16 protein-coding genes are annotated in these 17,708 nt (G+C 73.4%); 3 read left to right on the plus strand and 13 right to left on the minus strand.

All coding sequences use genetic code 11. The features are described 5' to 3' along the window. Positions 1-46: 46 nt before the first annotated feature. From K7854_RS37970 to K7854_RS13350, 5 genes are all read right to left on the minus strand, one after another. Positions 47-124 (minus strand): hypothetical protein, encoded by a 78-nt coding sequence (locus tag K7854_RS37970; protein WP_464863028.1) that lies wholly within the window; start codon positions 122-124, stop codon positions 47-49. Between the two features lie 50 nt (positions 125-174). After that, positions 175-1,131: a helix-turn-helix domain-containing protein gene (locus K7854_RS13335; protein ID WP_226026668.1), complete on the minus strand. Its 957-nt coding sequence runs from the start codon at positions 1,129-1,131 to the stop codon at positions 175-177. A gap of 9 nt (positions 1,132-1,140) precedes the next feature. Then, complete coding sequence (locus tag K7854_RS13340; RefSeq protein WP_226026669.1) at positions 1,141-1,977, minus strand: alpha/beta fold hydrolase; 837 nt, start codon at positions 1,975-1,977, stop codon at positions 1,141-1,143. 67 nt (positions 1,978-2,044) lie between these two features. Next, complete coding sequence (locus tag K7854_RS13345; protein ID WP_226026670.1) at positions 2,045-2,683, minus strand: HD domain-containing protein; 639 nt, start codon at positions 2,681-2,683, stop codon at positions 2,045-2,047. A gap of 104 nt (positions 2,684-2,787) precedes the next feature. Next, a complete protein-coding gene (locus K7854_RS13350) occupies positions 2,788-3,753 on the minus strand; it encodes a GlxA family transcriptional regulator (RefSeq protein WP_226026671.1) in 966 nt (321 codons plus the stop codon). A 118-nt stretch (positions 3,754-3,871) separates the two neighbouring features. Here K7854_RS13350 and K7854_RS13355 point away from each other — a divergent pair, with 118 nt between their 5' ends. Next, positions 3,872-4,702 (plus strand): alpha/beta fold hydrolase, encoded by an 831-nt coding sequence (locus tag K7854_RS13355; protein WP_226026672.1) that lies wholly within the window; start codon positions 3,872-3,874, stop codon positions 4,700-4,702. Positions 4,703-4,837: 135 nt separating this feature from the next. On the opposite strand, the gene K7854_RS13360 is transcribed toward K7854_RS13355, so the two are convergent. The 8 genes from K7854_RS13360 to K7854_RS13395 all read right to left on the minus strand — a co-directional run bounded on the left by K7854_RS13360 (position 4,838) and on the right by K7854_RS13395 (position 15,201). Next, a complete protein-coding gene (locus tag K7854_RS13360; protein ID WP_226026673.1) occupies positions 4,838-5,656 on the minus strand; it encodes a siderophore-interacting protein in 819 nt (272 codons plus the stop codon). 15 nt (positions 5,657-5,671) lie between these two features. Next, positions 5,672-7,960: a glycoside hydrolase family 3 N-terminal domain-containing protein gene (locus K7854_RS13365; protein ID WP_226026674.1), complete on the minus strand. Its 2,289-nt coding sequence runs from the start codon at positions 7,958-7,960 to the stop codon at positions 5,672-5,674. Further along, on the minus strand, positions 7,957-9,891 hold the full coding sequence (locus tag K7854_RS13370) for a glycoside hydrolase 5 family protein (protein ID WP_226026675.1): 1,935 nt from the start codon (positions 9,889-9,891) through the stop codon (positions 7,957-7,959). Before K7854_RS13370 ends, K7854_RS13365 begins: the two co-directional genes overlap by 4 nt. A 68-nt stretch (positions 9,892-9,959) precedes the next feature. After that, positions 9,960-11,003 (minus strand): LacI family DNA-binding transcriptional regulator, encoded by a 1,044-nt coding sequence (locus tag K7854_RS13375; RefSeq protein WP_226026676.1) that lies wholly within the window; start codon positions 11,001-11,003, stop codon positions 9,960-9,962. Further along, complete coding sequence (locus tag K7854_RS13380) at positions 11,000-11,827, minus strand: carbohydrate ABC transporter permease (protein WP_226026677.1); 828 nt, start codon at positions 11,825-11,827, stop codon at positions 11,000-11,002. The genes K7854_RS13375 and K7854_RS13380 overlap by 4 nt, the downstream gene beginning before the upstream one ends. Positions 11,828-11,841: 14 nt before the next feature. After that, the gene (locus tag K7854_RS13385) at positions 11,842-12,783 is read right to left on the minus strand and encodes a carbohydrate ABC transporter permease (protein ID WP_226026678.1); all 942 of its coding nucleotides are present in this window, start codon (positions 12,781-12,783) and stop codon (positions 11,842-11,844) included. An 85-nt stretch (positions 12,784-12,868) separates the two neighbouring features. After that, positions 12,869-14,158 carry an ABC transporter substrate-binding protein gene (locus tag K7854_RS13390; RefSeq protein WP_226026679.1) on the minus strand — a complete coding sequence of 430 codons (1,290 nt, stop codon included), beginning with the start codon at positions 14,156-14,158 and terminating at the stop codon, positions 12,869-12,871. Positions 14,159-14,301: 143 nt separating this feature from the next. Then, positions 14,302-15,201: an NAD-dependent protein deacetylase gene (locus K7854_RS13395; protein ID WP_226026680.1), complete on the minus strand. Its 900-nt coding sequence runs from the start codon at positions 15,199-15,201 to the stop codon at positions 14,302-14,304. Positions 15,202-15,818: 617 nt separating this feature from the next. Between K7854_RS13395 and K7854_RS13400 the strand changes: the two genes are divergently transcribed. Beyond that, positions 15,819-16,679 (plus strand): PP2C family protein-serine/threonine phosphatase, encoded by an 861-nt coding sequence (locus K7854_RS13400; RefSeq protein ID WP_226026681.1) that lies wholly within the window; start codon positions 15,819-15,821, stop codon positions 16,677-16,679. A 20-nt stretch (positions 16,680-16,699) separates the two neighbouring features. Further along, positions 16,700-17,689, plus strand: coding sequence for an MASE1 domain-containing protein (locus tag K7854_RS13405; RefSeq protein ID WP_226026682.1), 990 nt, complete (start codon positions 16,700-16,702; stop codon positions 17,687-17,689). Positions 17,690-17,708: the final 19 nt, after the last annotated feature.

The following is a 17,708-nucleotide window of genomic DNA, read 5'->3' on the forward strand; positions in this document are numbered from 1 at the left end:
TCCCCCCGACGCCGCGGGCCGGGGGGACGCGTGCCGGACGCTTCCCCTAGGACTGGGGCCGCCGTCCGTGGTTGGCGGGGTGGTTGCGGCGTGCCTTCTTCTTCCGGCGTCGCTTCGAGGACATGCGGGCCTCCTTCGGAAGTCGGGAAGTCGTCTGCCCGGTGCGCGGCCGCGTCAGGGCGCGTCCGCGCCTGCCGTCCGTCCACGATTCCACGCACGGCCGTGCGGTGCCATTCGGCGCCGTGCGGCCCCCGCGGAGCCCGGGGGGCGTGCCGGTGACGAGCCCGGCCACGCCACGTCGTCGATCGCGAGCCACGGTGCGCCGGCCACGGCCGTGGGGGTCAGGCCGGTGAACGCCTTGACCTCCCGGTGCAGGTGGGACTGGTCGGCGTAGCCGCCCTCGACGGCCACGGCGGCCGGGGCCAGGCCGGCCGCGAGCAGGTGGGCGGCGCGGTCGAACCGCACCAGTCGGGCGGCCCGCTTGGGCGTGATGCCGAGCTGGGCGTGGAAACGGGCCGACAGTCGCTTGCGGCTCCAGCCGACCTCGTCGGCCAGTGCCTCGACCCGTACCCGCCCCCGGCTGCCGAACGTCGTCCGCCAGGTGTGGGCCACCTCCGGATCGACCGGCGGGCGGTCCGCAGCGCGGCGGCGGACCAGGTCCGCGGCGAGCGCGAACCGCTCGTCCCACGATCCGGCGGCGCGCAGCGCGTCCAGGGCGGCCGCCGCCCCACGGCCCCAGACGTCCTCGAAGGATTCCACCCTCCCGCCGAGCGCCGCCGACGGGCCGAGCACCGCGGCCGCCACCACCGGTTCCAGCCGGATCTGCAGGCACGCACCCACCCGGCCCGCCGCCCTGAGGCCGCCCGGGGCGAGCCCGACGACGAAGCTGCCGTGGCCGTGGCGTCCCCCGGCGCCGTAGAGCAGGCCGTCGCCCTCGCTCAGGTCGATGAGGACGGTGACGGAGGGATGCGCGACCATCGCCATGTCCACGAAGTTGGGCACGTGCTGGCTGAACCCGGCCATGCTGATCCCCGGCAGCCGGGCCCAGGGGCGCGGGACCGCGACGTCCACGATCGACCAGTCGGGCGGTGCCCCGGTCGATGCCTCAGGTGGTGCCTCGGTGGACGACACGCGGCCAGTCTAGGTCTCGGGGCCGACGGACGGGCGGCCCGCCTGCCGCGCGGTCAGGCCGAGCAGCAACTCGCCGGTAGGCCCGGGCGCTTCCAGCGGCGGCAGGTGCCCGACGCCCGGCAGCAGCACCAGCCGCGCGTCGGGCACGGCTTCGTACCGGTGCGCCGACGCCGGGTCCCACCGCGGGTCGGCGGCCCCGAAGAGCACCAGCACCGGGACGGCGAGGGCGGCCAGGCGTTCGGGCACCCCGCGCTCGGCGAGGTAGGCCGTGTTCCCGCGCGCCACCGTCCGGAAGGAGCGGTACGAGATGCCCCGCAGATCGTCGAGCATGTCGGCCGGGACGTCCACGGGCCCGGCGGCCGTCGCCCCAATGGCCCTGCGCAGCATGGCGTCGGTGCGCCGCCGCCACAGGAGCGGACCGAGGGGCGGGGCCAGCAGCAGCCGAAGGATCATCGGCCCGGGCAGCAGTGCGTCCAGACCCGGACCCGTGCTGACCAGGGCGATCGCCCCCACCAGATCGGGACGCCGCTCCGCGAGCGCCGTGGCCACGTAGCCGCCGCTGGAGTGCCCGACCACCGTCACCGACCGCAGTCCCAGGTCGTCCAGGAGCGCCGCCACCCGGCCCGCCTGCAGCGGCACGTCGTACGCCGGCACCGGCGGGGAGTTGCCGCAGCCCGGGAGGTCGATGCGCAGGACGTGGCGGCGCTTGGCCAGCGCCGGTACCACCGGGCCCCAGAAGGCGCCTGAGGCACCGGAACCGTGGATGAGCAGGACGGGCGGCGCCTGCGGCGGGCCGTCGTGGACCAGGTGCATGCCGTGCGACAGTTCGGCGTCGTACTGACTCATGCGGCAAGGGTGCGCCGGGACCCGCCGCGGGTCTTGTACGAATGTCGCCCGGGACGCGGGAGCGCGGTCACTCCGGCCAGGCGGAGTTCTCGATCACCTCGACGAAGTCCGTGCGCCGGAAGCCCGGCACGAAGTGCTCCAGGACGTCCGCGTTCACCGTGCCGAAGGTGGTGTCCGGACGGTGCCTGAACCCGTCCGTGAAGGCCTGCAGGATCCGCTTCTTGAAGTCGGGGCGGGGATGGGCCGCGGTGACCGCGTCGATCTGGGCCCGGGTGAGGCGGTCCAGGCGCAGACCCAGTACGTCCGTCTCGACTCCGGCGGTGGTCGCCGCGATCTCGGGCGCCAGCTTGTAGGGGACCTCCGGGGTGGTGTGCAGCGCGACGGCCGTCCACACCGTGTCCGCGTCGGCCTCGGGCACGCCGTGGGCGAGCAGAAACGCCCGCGCCTGGTCCGCGCCGTCCATCTCGAAGCGCTGGTCGTCGCCGCGGTAGGGCGGCACCAGGCCGGTGTCGTGGAAGAGCGCCGCGACGTACAGCAGTTCGGGGTCCGGCCGCAGGCCCAGGGCGGCGGCCTGCAGGCTGCCGAACAGGTAGACGCGCCGCGAGTGGTGGAAGATCAGGGGCGGTGTGGTGTCACGGACGAGTTCGGTCGCCTCCCGGGCGAGCGAGCTGTCGGGGATGCCGATGCCGGCGATGGTCTCGGTCAAGGCGGTCCTCCCGGGCCGGTGTCTGTCGTGTCGGTTCCCACCCTCGGCCGGACGGCCGGGCCGCGTCCGCTCCCCGACGGACAGGTGTCCCTCGAAACCGGCCATCACTCCCGCGAGGTGGTGGCGAAGCGCTGCTGGTACCGGATGGGGGACAGGCCCAGGTGCCGGGCGAAGGCCCGGCGCAGGCTCTCGTAGCTCGGGAAGCCCGACCGGGTGGCCGCCTCGGTGGCGTTGTGACCGGCGTCGAGCAGTGCCTTGGCCAGGTCGAAGCGGACCAGCTCCACGTACTTCGCCGGTGTCGAGTCCAGCTCGGCCCGGAACATGCGCGTCAGATGACGCGGGCTGACCCGCACGCGCGCGGCCAGCGCCGCCAGGCCGTGGTCCGCCGTCGGATCCTTCTGCACCGCCTCCTGGACCAGCCGCAGCACCGGGGTCCGGGGAGCCGGCCCCTGGAGCGAGGCGGAGAACTGCGACTGGCCGCCCGCCCGCTGCATGTACACCACCAGTGAGCGGGCGACCTCGCGGGCCAGGGCGGGGCCGTGGTCCTCCTCCAGCAGGGCGAGGGCGAGGTCGATGCCCGCGGTCACGCCGGCGGACGTGTACGTGGTGCCGTCCTTCACGAAGAGCGCGTCCGGCTCGACCCGCGTCGACGGACAGCGGCGGGCCAGTGCGGCGGTGTGCTGCCAGTGCGTCGTCGCCCGCCTGCCGTCCAGCAGGCCCGCCGCGCCCAGCACGAAGGCGCCGGTGCACACCGAGGCGATGCGCCCCGCCCGCCGCGCCAGCGCCTTCGCGGCGGCGCCGAGAGCGGGGTCGACGGGGGCGGCGGGCAGCGCGTCGCCGCCGACCACCACCAGCGTGTCGCAGGCCGCGGCGGCCGGTGCGGCCGTGTCCGCCGGTACCCGCATGCCGATGGACGAGGACACCGGTGAGCCGTTGGCGGAGACGATGCTCAGCCGGTAGTCGGCGCCGAACCGGTTGGCCTCGCTGAAGACCTCCGCCGGGCCCGACAGGTCGAGCAGCTTCATGCCGTCGAACACGAGGACGCTCACCCGGTGCGGTCCCGCTGCCATTGCTTCCTCCGCCGTTCGGTTCTGCACGGACTGGTCAGTATGAGTGAAAAATGAGGTATGCCGGTTATCGGCGTAAGGTGGCTCGCGGGGATCAGTCGCACACGCGGAAGGATCAGCCATGGGTACGGTCGCCACCTCCGACGGCACGAACATCTTCTACAAGGACTGGGGGCCGCGTGACGGGCAGCCGATCGTGTTCCACCACGGCTGGCCCCTCAGCGGCGACGACTGGGACACCCAGATGTTGTACTTCCTCTCCCACGGCTACCGCGTGATCGCCCACGACCGCCGCGGTCACGGGCGGTCCGGCCAGCCGTCGACCGGCCACGACATGGACACCTACGCCGCCGACGTCGCGGCCCTGGCCGACGCCCTCGACCTGCGGGACGCCGTGCACATCGGGCACTCCACCGGCGGCGGCGAGGTCGCGCGCTACGTGGCGCGCGCGGAGCCGGGCCGGGTCGCGAAGGCTGTACTCCTCAGCGCCGTGCCGCCGGTCATGGTCAAGTCCGAGTCCAACCCGGGGGGTACGCCGATCGAGGTCTTCGACGAGTTCCGCGCCGCCCTCGCCGCCAACCGTGCGCAGTTCTACATCGAGGTGCCCTCCGGGCCGTTCTACGGCTTCAACCGGGAGGGCGCGAAGGTGTCCCAGGGCCTCATCGACAACTGGTGGCGACAGGGCATGAGGGGCGCGGCCAACGCGCACTACGAGTGCATCAAGGCGTTCTCCGAGACCGACTTCACCGAGGACCTCAAGCAGATCCGGGTACCGCTCCTGGCCGCGCACGGCACGGACGACCAGGTCGTGCCCTACGCCGACGCGGGGCCGCTGTCCGCCGAACTCGCCCAGAACGGCACCCTGAAGTCGTACGAGGGGTTCCCGCACGGCATGCACTCGACGCACCCGGAGGTCATCAACCCCGACCTCCTGGCCTTCGTGAAGTCGTAGCCCCGGCGTGGGCGGGGGCTGCTCGCCGACCCGGCCGAGGAAGTCCCGCATGCGACCGGCGGTCTCCTCCAGGTGGGTCTCCACCGCGGCGATCCCCGGTCAGGATTCCGAGGAGCGGGCGGCGGCCGAACGGTGTCAGGCCGCCGCCAGCGCCTCGTGCTTCCAGAACCCCGAGAAGGTGATGCGCTCCTTGGGCAGACCCAGCCGGTGCAGGTGCCTGCGTCCCTCGGTGGCCAGGGTCGACTCGCCGACGACGAAGGCGTATCCCGCCGCGTCGGCGCGGGTCAGCCGGTGCAGCTCGCGGAGTGCGGCGGCGCCGGGGACCGAGGCGCCGTCGCGCCGTACGACCCAGGAGACGGTCACACCGGCCGGGGCGTGCAGGTCGCGGCGGTCGGCGTCGGTGGGGATCTCCTGGATGAGGCGCCCCACGGTGCTTTCGGGGAGCGAGCGCATGATGCTCGCCGTGGCGGGCAGTCCGGTCTCGTCGGCCACCACGGTGACCTCGGAGGCGTCCTGCGGGCAGTCGAAGAGGATGCCCTGGTCGAGCAGGGCGAGCTGATCCCCGGGGCGGGCGGCGCAGGCCCAGATCGCGGCCCGGCCCTCGACCTCGCCGGTGGGGCCGCGGTGGACGACGAAGTCGATGTCCAGCTCGGCCGCCGCCCGCCGGTAGTCGGCCACCGAGTAGTTGGCGCAGTGCGGTCGCTCCTCCTCCGGGATGGCGAGGTAGGGCTGCCACCACTGCGAGCCCGTGAACTCCGGCAGGCGCAGGTCCCGTTGGTGGGGGAGTGGGAAGAACAGCCGGAACCAGTGGTCGTAGCCCAGCCACGGAAAGCCGCCGAGCCCCGGCCCGGTGACCGTGACGCGCTGCATGGACGGGGAGACCCGCTCGGTCCGCATGACGCGGGCGCGGAACATCTCCGGGTGCTGGGGCGTGAGCCGCCGAACCTTCGCCATGTAGGCAAGGCTAGCCTAAGTTTCGGTCGATTCCGAGTCCGTGATCTCCAGGCGCACCCCCGTCGTCCGGTCCGACGCCGGGCCCGTCTCCAGCTCGACCACCCCCGGCTCCACCGCGAGCCGCAGGTCGCGCCCCACCGAGGCCAGCGTGTCCGGGCCCACCTCGAAGACCGCCTCCGCCTCGTCGCCGGGCGCGATGCTCAGCCGGACGAAGCCCCGCAGCTCGCGTACCCGCGGCCAGGACGTGCCCCCGGACAGTCGGCGCACATACAGCTGCACCGTCTCCTCGGCCCGTCTGGCCCCCGTGTTGCGGACGGTGACCCGGCAGGTCAGGCGCGGGGCGGCCACGCCGACCCGGGAACGCGACAGCCTCGGTGTCCCGTACGCGACGCTCGTGTACGACAGGCCGTGCCCGAAGGCGTACCGCGGACCGGCGCCCTGGTCGACGTAGCCGCGGTAGCTGTGGTCCTTGCCGTTGTAGTAGACGGGCAGTTGGGCCGCCGACCGGGGCACGGAGACCGGAAGCCGGCCGCGCGGCTCGGCGTCGCCGAACAGCACCTCGGCCACGGCGCGCCCGCCCAGCGGCCCCGGGTACCAGGCGCTCAGCACCGCCGCAGCGGTCGCCTCCAGGTCGGGCAGGGCGTGCGGGCGGCCCTGGACCAGTACCACCACGACCGGGGTCCCGGTCGCCGACACCGCGGCCAGCAGGGCCCGTTGCGCGGGCGGCAGCGCCAGGTCGGCCAGGTCGACGCCCTCGCCGCAGGTCATGCCGGACGGCGTTCCGCCACCGGTGACGGCCGCCCCGTTCGCGTCGAAGACCGTGTCCGCCGAGCGGGCGCTGGAGCCGCCCAGCACCAGCACGGCCACGTCGGAGCCGGCCGCCAGCGCTACGGCCGCCGGCAGGTCCGACACGTCGTCACCCACCAGGGCGCACCCCCGGTCGTGGACCACCTCGGTGCCGGGAGGCGCCGCCGCCCGGACGCCCTCCAGGACGGTGATCCCGCCGCCGGGACGCTGCGGCGCCGTGTAGTCGCCGGTCTGCTGCGCAACGGAGTCGGCGTTCGGGCCGAGCACCGCGATCCGCCGCACCGCACGGGACAGCGGGAGCACGCCGCCCTCGTGGGCGAGCAGGGTCACCGACGCACGGGCGACCCGCTCGCCCAGCTCGACGGGGTCCGGAAGACCCGCGGTCTCGGACGGGGCCGCGGGCAGGGGCTGTTCGAACAGACCCAGCCGGAACTTCAGCGTGAGGACCCGCGCCACCGCGGCGTCCAGCGCCGACTCGGACACCAGACCGCGTGCGACCGCCTCGCCCAGCCGGGTGAAGGAGTCGTCCCACAGGCTGAGATCGCACCCGGCGTCCAGGGCGAGCGCCCCGGCCGACACCGGATCGCCGGTCAGCCGCACCAGCCGGTCCACCGCCGTGCCGTCCGCCATGACGACGCCCTCGAAGCCCCACTCCGTACGGAGCAGATCGGTCAGCAGATACCGGTTCGCGACGCAGGGCAGACCGTCGAACTCGTTGTAGGCGGCCATCACGCCGGCCGCGCCCGCCGCCACCCCGGCCCGCGCCGCCGCCAGATGCACCTCGTGCAGTTCGCGCGGCCCCAGCTCCGTCGCCGCGCTGTTGCGGCCGCCGACGGTGGCCCCCTGCCCGGCGAAGTGCTTGAGGACCACGGCCACCCCCGCCCGCCGCGCACCCTCGACGAGCGCCTCGGTCATCCGCGCGGCCAGGTACGGGTCCTCCGCGAAGCACTCCTCACTGCGTCCCCAGCGTGGATCGCGCACCAGGTCGAGGGCGGAGACCAGCGCGATGTGCGCGCCCCGCGCCCGCAGTTCGGCGGCCGCGCCGGTCACCGCGTCGGCGTACAGCTCCGGGTCCCAGGTGGCACCGACCGCGAGGTTCACCGGGAGTACCGTGCCGTCCAGCGCCTGGTGGCCGTGCGGCATCTCCTCGACCAGCAGGACGGGTATGCCGAGCCGGGTGCGGTCCATGACGTGCCGCTGCACCTCCGCCGCCACACGTGCCCCGTCCCGGGCGTCGAGGCCGTCCGCGAAGCCGACACCGGACCAGGCGTCGGCCCGCTGCAGCCCGTACAGCGCGCCCATGCCGTCGAAGGCGGCGACCTCCGCGCGGAAGGCGTCGGTGAGGCGGTGTCCCTGCCCGGAGCGCTCGTAGGCGTCCCAGCCGTACATGCGCTGGTTGACCTGACCGACCTTCTCCGCGAGGGTCATGCGGCCCAGCAGGTCGCGGACGCGGTCCGGCACCGGCGCGGCCGGATCACGGTAGCGGGGGAGGGTCATCGCAGCTCCAGCACCACTACGCCGTACGCGTCGAGCGCCACGTCCTCGACCGGGTGGCCGTCGGCCAGGTCGTGCAGCTTGCCCTCGGCGACCGGGCGGACCACGAGCGGGTCGGGGCTCTGGCTGACCAGCCACACGAAACGGCGCCCGTCGGCGTGGACCAGGACGTCCGCCGAGACGTGCGGATCGGCGACCGTGACGGGCCGGCGCGCACCGGCCACCTGCGCGAGTGCGGCGTAGAGACGGTGCGTGACATCGGGGTTGACGCGTGCCGTGCGGGCCGCCATGTGCTCCAGCGGATAGGTGGCCAGCACCGTCCGGCCGGCCCCGGTCTCGTGGACGACCAGGGCCGGCCGTCCGTGGGCGTCCACCGCGACGACCCGGCCCGCGCGCGGCGCGACGGGCAGATAGGCGCGGCTGTCCTCGTTCCCCGCGACCGGGAAGCGCAGCACCTCGCCGGCCCGCAGGTCACCGAAGTCCTCGGTGAAGGTCATCTCCAGCACGTCGTCCTCGATCGGCTCGGCGACGCCGTACGACAACTGCAACTCGACACCGAAGAGCCCGTCGAGGTCGTCGAACCAGGGGCCGCGGGTGACCGGGTGTTCGCCGGAGCAGAAGGACAGGTACACGGTGGCGCCCTCGGCGGCCCGGCGGGCCAGCTCCCGGCGGGTGCGGGTGGTCAGCTGGCGGGTGGCGGGCAGCAGGTAGAGCGACGCCTCGCCCGGCAGCCCGTCCGCCTCGCGGGTGAGGGCCACCGGCAGGTCGGCGGCGTGCGCGGTGACGTAACCCTGGTGCAGGGAGGTGAAGATGAGCGGCCGGTCGGCGGGGCGGCTGTAGGGATAGCCCCGTTCGAGGAAGGCCGGGACGACCAGGGCGGCGTCCGCGTCGCTGCGGGAGCAGTGCCGGAAGTCCACCGCCTTCAACACCTCGGCGAAGGCGGCCAGTTCCCGCAGCGGCTCCTTGGGCGCACCGGTGGAGTCGGTGATGCCGAAGTGCATCTCGAAGGGATGGTGGTCGTAGGGGGACCGGTCCCACAGGCCGTCGTAGTCGGTGTTGTTCCAGGCGAGCCAGCCGGTCGCGCCGCCCAGCAGGGAGTTGTGCAGGGTCTGCCGGTAGAAGATGCTCGCGTTGGCGGCCGAGACCGTGTCGGTGGACAGCCCGAACTCCTCCAGCACGACGGGCTGCCCGGTCACCGAGGCCAGCTCGCACTCGAAGGCGGCCCGGTAGTGCTGGCGCGGCCGGTCGGTGTCCGAGCGGTACACGTGCGGGCCCACGAAGTCGACGTACTCGGCGGTCTCCCGCAGCGAGAAACCGTTGTCGCGGCCGGTGACCTCGATGCCCCACGCCCCGTCGCCCAGCGACACCGGCTGCCGTGCGCCCGTCGCCCGCACCGCGTTGCACATGGCCTGCGCCCACGCGGTCACCACGTCCGAGGACGGCGGGTCGACCTGATAGATCCGCCCGTACCCGGGCATCTCGTTGGTGATCAGCCAGCCCGTCACCGCCGGGTGGTCCTTGAAGCGGCGCGCCATGCGGGAGACGAACCACGCCTGGCGGCCCACCATCCACACGTCCTCGTACAGGTCGCGGTTGCCGCGCCACACGGGGTCCCAGTTCTCGCCGGACATGTGGCCGACGATGAACGTCGGTATGGTCCCCATGCCCGCCTCCACGTGGGCGTCGAGGAAGTCCTCGAAGCGCGCGCACAGTTCCTCGTCGATCCGGTCGGGCTCCGGGTGGAAGTCCGGCCAGTAGAAGAACGACCGGGTCGTGTTCAGGCCGTGGTCGGCGAGCACGCGCAGTTCGTCGCGGACGATCCCCGGGTCGTAGTCGCGCCACATCAGCGGACCGCCGGTGCGGGACCAGAAGTTGGCGCCGAGCCAGGGCAGGACGTCGGGGTGGTGGGTGAGCTGGGCGCTGTGGCGTCGCATGGTCCTTCTCGGGTGGTGGGGGAGCGGATGGTGCGTGGCCGCGGCGACGTGCCGCGGCCGGGTGGTGGTCAGGCGGGGGCGGACCCCGTGGACTCGCGGACGACCAGCCGCGGCCGTTCGGCGAGGGCGGTCTCCTCGACCTCCTCGCCGCACAGCGCGAGCAGCATGCGCGCGGCGGCCGCGCCCACGCGCTGCACCTGCTGGTCGACGGTGGTCAGCCGGGGGTGGAGCCAGGAACCGAGCGGCAGGTTGTCGTAGCCGACGACGGACAGGTCCCGGGGGACGGCCAGTCCGGCACGCTGGGCGGTGCCGATGCCGCAGACCGCCATCGAATCGTTGGCGTACACGATCGCGGTGGGCCGGTCGGCCGCGCCGAGGAGCGCCTCGGTGGCGCCGACGGCGCGCCGCTCGCTGAAGTCGGTGGGCAGCACCGCGAACGGGCGCAGGCCCGCCGCGCGCAGGGCGCCCTCGAAGGCCGCCCGGCGTACCCGGGTGTGCTGGAGCTCGGGCGGCCCGCTGACGTAGGCGACGCGCCGGTGGCCGAGGCCCAGCAGGTGCGTGACGGCCTCGGCGATGCCCGCGCCCTGGTCGCGCAGTCCGACGCGCGGCACGACGGCCGTGTCGTCGGGCGAACCGAGCAGCACCGCGGGCAACCCGAGCCGGGCGAGCAGCGCGGGCCGGGCGTCATCGTCCCGGGCGTCGGTGAGCACGGCGCCGTCCGCCCGGCCCTCGGCCGCGAGCCGCTCGTACAGCGCGTTCTCCTCGCGGTCGCCGCTGACCAGGTGCAGCAGCAGACCGTAGCCGCGCGGCGCCAGCTCGCCCTCTATGCCGGTGATCAGCTCACTGAAGTGCGGGTCGGAGCCCAGCACGTCCGTGGGGCGCCGCACCACCAGAGCCAGACTGCGGGTGCGGGCGTTGCGCAGCGCGGCGGCGGAGGCACTGGGCGACCAGCCCAGCTCCAGCGCGGTGTCGAGGATCCGACGGCGCGTCGCCTCGGAGAGCCGGCCCTTGTTGTTGAAGGCCTGGGACACGGCGGCCGTCGACACCCCGGCCGCCGCCGCGACGGCCTTGATCGTGGGCCGGCGTCCGGCCCGCTCGGTGGAGACGCTCACATCTTCACCGCCCCGCTGACCAGGGCCTGCTGCATGCGCTTCTGAAGCAGGGTGTAGACGAGCCACACCGGCACCAGGGTCAGCACCGTGCCCGCCGTCAGCACCCCGTAGTCCGTGCCGGTGATCGACTTCAGCGTGGGCAGGGCCACCTGGACCGTGCGCTGCGCCGGGTCCGGGCCGATGATGACCAGCGAGTACAGGTACTCGTTCCAGAAGGTCAGGAAGTTGAGCAGCAGCACGGTGGCGATGCCCGGCAGGCACATCGGCGTGTACACGTGCCGCAGCACCGCGAAGGTGGACGCCCCGTCCAGCCGGGCGGCCTCCTCCATCTCCGGCGGGATGGTGCGCATGAACTGCACCAGGATCACCACCGACAGCGGCAGCGCGGTGGCCGGCAGGAACAGCACCATGAAGATCCGGGTGTGGAACAGTCCGGTGGCCGCCGCCAGGAGGAAGGTGGGGAAGAGCGCCGCGAACGTCGGGATCAGGAAGCCCAGCGAGAAGACCTTCTCGACCACGCCCGCCAGCCGCCCGGTGGAACGCGCCAGCGCGAACGAGGCCGGGATCGCCAGCAGCAGGGTCAGCGCCAGCGACAACAGCGTCACCAGCGCCGAGTTGACGACCGCGAGCCCGAGGTCGGCGCTCTCGAACGCGGTGCGGAAGTTGCCGAGCCCCAGCGAGGACGGCGGGGCGAAGGGGTGCGCGAAGATCTCGTCGTTCGACTTGAACGCCGAGGCGAGGAAGTAGTACAGCGGGACGACGAGCAGCACCGCGTACGTCCACACCAGGATGTGGGCCGGGAGCCAGCGCTTGCCGAGCTTCATCAGTGCTGCTCCGATCAGTAGTTCTGGCGGAAGACGCGGCGGATCGTCAGCAGCCCGACGAGTCCGACGAGGAAGAGGAGGACGCCGACGGTCTGGCTGTAGCCGAGGTCGGCGGCGATGAACGCCTTCTGGTAGACGAGGAACGACAGCGTGGTCGACGACGTGCCGGGACCGCCCTGCGTCAGCAGCAGCACGTGCTGCGCGGAGCCGAACAGCGTCCACAGGAACTGGAGCATCGTCACCACGCCTACGTAGTCACGGATGACCGGGAAGTGGACCGACCACATCGTCCGCCAGTGCCCCGCCCCGTCCAGCTGCGCGGCCTCGCCCAGCTCGTCCGGCACACTGCCCAGCCGGGCGGCGAAGAGTACGGCGGTGAAGCCGATCCCGGCCCACACGTCCAGGGCGATCAGACACGCCAGGGCCGTCGACGGCGAGGCCAGCCAGGCGTCGGCGAGGGAGCCGAGGCCCACGCTCTCCAGCCCGCCGTTGAGCAGACCGTCCGGGGAGAGGGCCGCATAGAACACCATCGCCTTCGCGGGCGTCGAGATCAGCCCCGGGATGAAGAGCAGGTACCGGATGACCCGGTGACCGGGCGGCCGCTGGGCCACGTAGTACCCCAGCATGAACGCGCAGACGATCATCACCGGGACGGCGACGGCCAGTTGTACGGCCGTGTTGCGGACCGCGTCCCAGAACACCGGGTCGTCCAGCACCACCCGGACGTTGTCCAGGCCGGCGAACGAGACCGGCTGGAGCATGCCCGGCCAGTGCAGGGCCGCGATGACGAAGATCGCGAGCAGCGGCCCGACCATGAAGACCAGGTACCACACCAGCGCGGGCACCGCGAGGACGGTGCCGCCCTGCCGGGGCCGGCGCGCGGCCGGGGCGGGGGAGGCGGGCGGGGCGGACCTGCGGGCCGCGCTCCCGTCCGGCGTCGTCGTGAGCGTCGTCATGCGGTGACTCCCGGAGAACGGGGGGAACGGGGGAGGGGGGCGAGGGGAACCCGGGCGACGGGGCCGGGGCGGTCCGGGCGGCTGCTCATGCGGACCGGTACGCGGACTCGAGCGCGGCGCGCACCCGGGCCGGGCTGGTGCCCCGGGTGAAGGACGTGCTGGTCGCGGTGATCAGCGGCTGCGCGGCGGCGGGCGGCACGTACACGTCGGGCAGCAGCACCTGGCTCACCCCGGAGCCGAGCCGCTGGGCCGCCCCGACCAGTGGGAAGCCGGTGGAGACGGCGTCCGTGCGCAGGGCCATGTCCCGGCCGCTCTCCGTCACGAACCGCGCCACGACGTCCTCGCGGTACATGAACCGCAGGAACTTCTCGACGTGCTCGATCTTGCGGACGCCGTTGGGGCTGATCCAGAACCCGATGAGGGTGTAGGCGCGGATGACGGTGGGACCGTCGTGCGCCGCACCGTCGGCCAGCGGCCAGCCGCCGACCTCCGTGTGCCGGGCCACCTGCTCTGGCACCTTGGCCAGGGCGGAGGACATCGCCGACTGGACGGCCGCCTCCTCGGTGTTGAACTGCGTGGTCATCGAGTCGGAGGTGAGGCCCTGGGCCTTGTCCGCGAACACCCCGGCGTCCCGCAGGTACGTGAAGTACTCGATGCCCCGGCGCGCGCCCCGCCCGGAGAAGTCACCCGTGGAGTAGACGTGCCGGGCCTCCTCCTGGGACAGGAAGGTCTGGATGATCTGCGCCAGCAGCTTCTGGCCGGTCCAGTCGTTGCCGCCCACGGTCACCGGGGCGATCCCCTTGGCCCGCAGCTTGCGGGCCGCGGCGATCAGCTGGTCCCCCGTGGTGGGGATCTCCGCGACCCCCGCCCGGTCGAGCAGGGCGCGGTTGTAGGCGACGGGCCAGTTGGTGGCGAAGTAGGGGAAGGCCCGGACCCGGCCCTCGTCGTCGGTCCAGTCGGCCAGCGCGGCGGGCAGGACGCGGCCGGCGAGCCCCCAGTCGTCGAGGTAGGGCTTGACGTCGACGGTCGCGCCCACGTCCGTCCAGGCCAGCGTCTTGTCGTAGAGGTTGACCATCACGACGTCGGCCTCCTTGCGGGCCAGCCGTGAGGTCTCGTAGACCTGGGCGAGGTCGTCGCCGTTGACCAGGTTCTTGACCTTGACCCCCGGGTTCTCCTCGCGGAAGCGGTCCACGGCCGCGAGATACGTGGGGGAGCCCGGCGCGGTGGTGCCGAGCTGGGTGTGGACGACGAGGGTGTCCGGGTCGGAGTCCGCCGACGCCAACGACGAGCAGCCGGACAGAGCGGGCAGGGCAGCGGCCGCGGCCAGACCGGAACCGGCGGCGAGCAGTTCGCGCCGCGTCAGCGATGAGCGCACAGGGGTGGTCTCCAACCAAGCGGTTAACGATTGGTTAATCGATGTACCTCGTGAGGTGCGAGGACTTTATGGAGTGGAGGGACCACGGTCAAGGGGGTGACGCGGGGAGATTCCGTACCCGCGGCGGGGCGCCGGTTGCCTGGTCAGGGCGTCGCCGCGGTCTCGACCGGGAGGCCGAGCCGGTTAGCGACGGTCGTGAGGGCCGGCCCCAGATCGAGCGCGACCCGGGTGACGGCCAGCCGGTCGCCCCGGGTCGCGTCGCGGTTGACGATCAGCACCGGCTTACCCGCCTCGGCCGCCTGACGGACGAAGCGGAGCCCGGACATCACCGTCAGCGAGGAGCCGAGGACCAGCAGCGAGGACGCCGCGCGCACCAGCTCGCGGCAGTGTTCGACGCGCCGCGGCGGCACGTTCTCGCCGAAGAACACCACGTCCGGCTTGAGGATGCCGCCGCAGATCGTGCAGGGCACCACCCGGAAGTCGCCGACCTGCTCGTCGGTGAGGTCGGCGTCGCCGTCCGGGTTGATGCCGGCGGCCACCGGTGCGAAGCCCGCGTTGGCCTCCTCCAGGCGCCGGGCCAGTTCGCGGCGGGGGCTGAAGGCGCCGCAGTCCAGGCAGACGACCCGGTCCAGGCTGCCGTGGAGTTCCACGACGCCCTCGCTGCCGGCGGCCTGGTGCAGACCGTCGACGTTCTGGGTGATCACGCCGGTGAGCAGACCGTGCCGCCCGAACGCCGCCACCGACCGGTGCCCCGCGTTGGGGAGAGCGCGGCCGAAGGTGCGCCAGCCGAGGTGGCTGCGCGCCCAGTACCGGCGGCGGGCCTCGGGGTGGGCGGTGAAGTCCTGGTACGTCATCGGCGTGTGCCGGCTCAGGCTCCCGCCCTCGCCCCGGTAGTCGGGGATGCCCGACTCGGTGGAGATGCCCGCCCCGCTGAGCACCAGCACACCCCCGGCACGCAGCGCGTCGGCGACCGGCGCCAGGTCCGTGGTGCCCGGCGGCAGGTCGCCCTCCGGGGTCCAGCTCAAAGTGGGCCGCATGCGCATGCGGCAAGGGTACGGAACACGCTGGGCGCGCGACGCTCCGGTGTGCTTCGCTGCCCGGCTGACGCCGGGCACCGGGGCCGGGGCCACCGGGGTGCCCGGTGTGCGGGGCTGCTGGGCGGCGGGGGTGTTTCTGTGTGCGGCTGGGGTGCGGGGTGCCGGAGCGCGGGGCTGCTCGGGGTGCCCGGTGTGCGGGGTTGCTTGGCGTGGCGGGGTGTTTTCGTGTGCGGCTGGGGTGCGGGGTGCCGGAGCACAGGGCTGCTCGGCCTGTCGGCATGCGGGGTGCTCGGCGCGGCCGGGCGTCGCCGTGGACGGCTCGTGCCCGGGGTGCCGGGGGCGGCGGGCTGTTCGGGGCGCCGGGGTGGCGGTTGCCCGGCGTGGCGCGTGGCGCGTGGCGCGTGGTGCGTGTCGCCCGGCGTCGCCTGCGGAGCGGTGTGTTTGCCGGGGTGCCGGGGCATGTCCCGGCGGCTCACCGTTGCCCGTACGGCGGGTACGCGCCCGCGTCCGCCGCCGGGACGGCTGCGGCTCCGGCATGACCTTTTCCGTCCGGGGTGACAGACTTGCACTGTCCAGGGGGCCGAAAGGCTCCTGCCGGGAGGCGGCCTGGCAGGGAGTGGCCGATGTTCCGCAAGCATCCCGCACCCGACGGTGAAGAGCTGCTCGCCCGGCTGGCCTCGCTGACCACACAGGCGAGGGAGCTGGCCGAGCTGCGGCGGTCGCAGGTGGAGCTGGCGATCGCCCTGCAGCGCGACATGCTCCCCGCCGACCTGCCCGCCGTACCTGGCATCCACCTGGCCGCCTGCTACTCACCCGCGTACGCCGGACTCAACGTGGGCGGCGACTGGTACGACGCCTTCACCCTCCCCGACGGCCGCATCGGCCTCTCCGTCGGCGACGTGCAGGGCCATGCCATCGACGCGGCCGCCTTCATGGGCCAGGTACGGGTCGGCCTGCGGGCGCTCGCCTCGGTGACCAGCGAACCCGGCGACCTCCTCGCCTGCACCAACGAACTGGTCCTCTCCCTCAACAAGGACCTGTTCGCCACCTGCACCTTCATGCGCTACGACCCGGCGACCGGCCTGCTGGAGAGCGCCCGGGCCGGCCACATCCCGTGCGTCCGGGCCACGGCGGACGGCCGCGCGGAGGTCTGCCGGGACGAGGGCGGACCCCCGCTGGGCGTCCTGGAGGGCACCGAATACCCGGTGACCCGGTACCGGCTCGCCACCGGCGGAGTGTTCGTCCTGGTCACGGACGGCGTGGTGGAGGGCCCCTCGCTCAGTGTCGACGACGGCCTGGAACGGGTCGTGCGGCTGGCGAGCCTCGCCGCCGTCGTCGGCATGGAGGCGCACGCGCTGGCGGCCGCCGTGCTGAAGAACGCCGAGCTGATCGGACACGAGGACGACGCGGCCGTGCTCGTCGTCGGCCACGACGGGCGGGGCGTTACGCCGGAGGGCGGGACGGTGCGCCTCTCACCTCGCTGACCCGGCCGCACCGGTGTCTGATGGCTGCTGTGGTGGGTATCCGTGCATGGCCGCGACCGGTCCTCCTCGCCTGCGCGACACTGCTGGTCGCCGGCTGCTACTACGCGGCGGGGCGGCTCGGGCTGTCGCAGCAGCTGACCGCGGACGGGTCGGTCGTCACGCCGATCTGGCCGCCCACCGGCCTCGCGGTGGCCTGTCTGCTGCTGTTCGGGCCGTGGTGCGTACCGGGCATCGCCCTCGGCGCGCTGCTGGTCATCCTCTCCCTGGGCGCCCCCGGGGCCGAGGCCGTCGGAATCATGGCGGGCAACACCGCCGCCCCCGTCTGTGCCTGGCTGATGCTGCGCGCGGTGGGGTTCCGCGTGAGCCTGAGCCGGCTGCGCGACGGTCTGGCGCTGGTCTTCCTGGGCGCGCTGACCGCCATGCTGATCAGCTCGGGAACGGGCGTCGGCATGCTCCTGATGTCGGAGAAACTCCCCACCGACCACCTCGGGCTCGTCTGGCTGGCCTGGTGGGTCGGCGACGCCATGGGCGTCGTCCTCGTCACCCCGCTGCTGCTCCTGCTGTACCGCGCCCGCCTGCCGCCCCTGTCCGCGCGCTGGACCGAGGCCGTCGGGCTCACCGTCGTCGTGTGCGTCCTGGTGCCGCTGATCATGTACAGCTCGATCAGCGTGCTGTTCCTGGCCTATCCGATCCTGATCTGGTCGGCACTGCGCTTCCAGCTGGCGGGCGGCATCCCGTGCGCCCTCTTCGTGTCGGTGACGGCCACGGTCGTGGCCCGGCAGGAGGCGGGCTCCTTCGGGAAGCTGACCGAGATCGAGACGATGATGAAACTCCAGGCGTTCAACGGGACCCTCGGACTGACCGCGCTGCTGCTCTCCGCCGTGATCAGCGAGCAGCTCAACACCAGACGGTCGGTGGAACGCGCCTGCCACGAGCTGGTCGAGGCGCTGCAGCACCTGAACGCGGGCGGCTCCGGTACCCCGGAGCCGCCCGGAGGAGACACCCGGTGAACGCGGCGGCGGGCCCCAC

The organism is Streptomyces hyderabadensis (assembly GCF_020404845.1).
In the GTDB taxonomy this organism is placed as follows: Bacteria; Actinomycetota; Actinomycetes; order Streptomycetales; family Streptomycetaceae; genus Streptomyces; species Streptomyces hyderabadensis.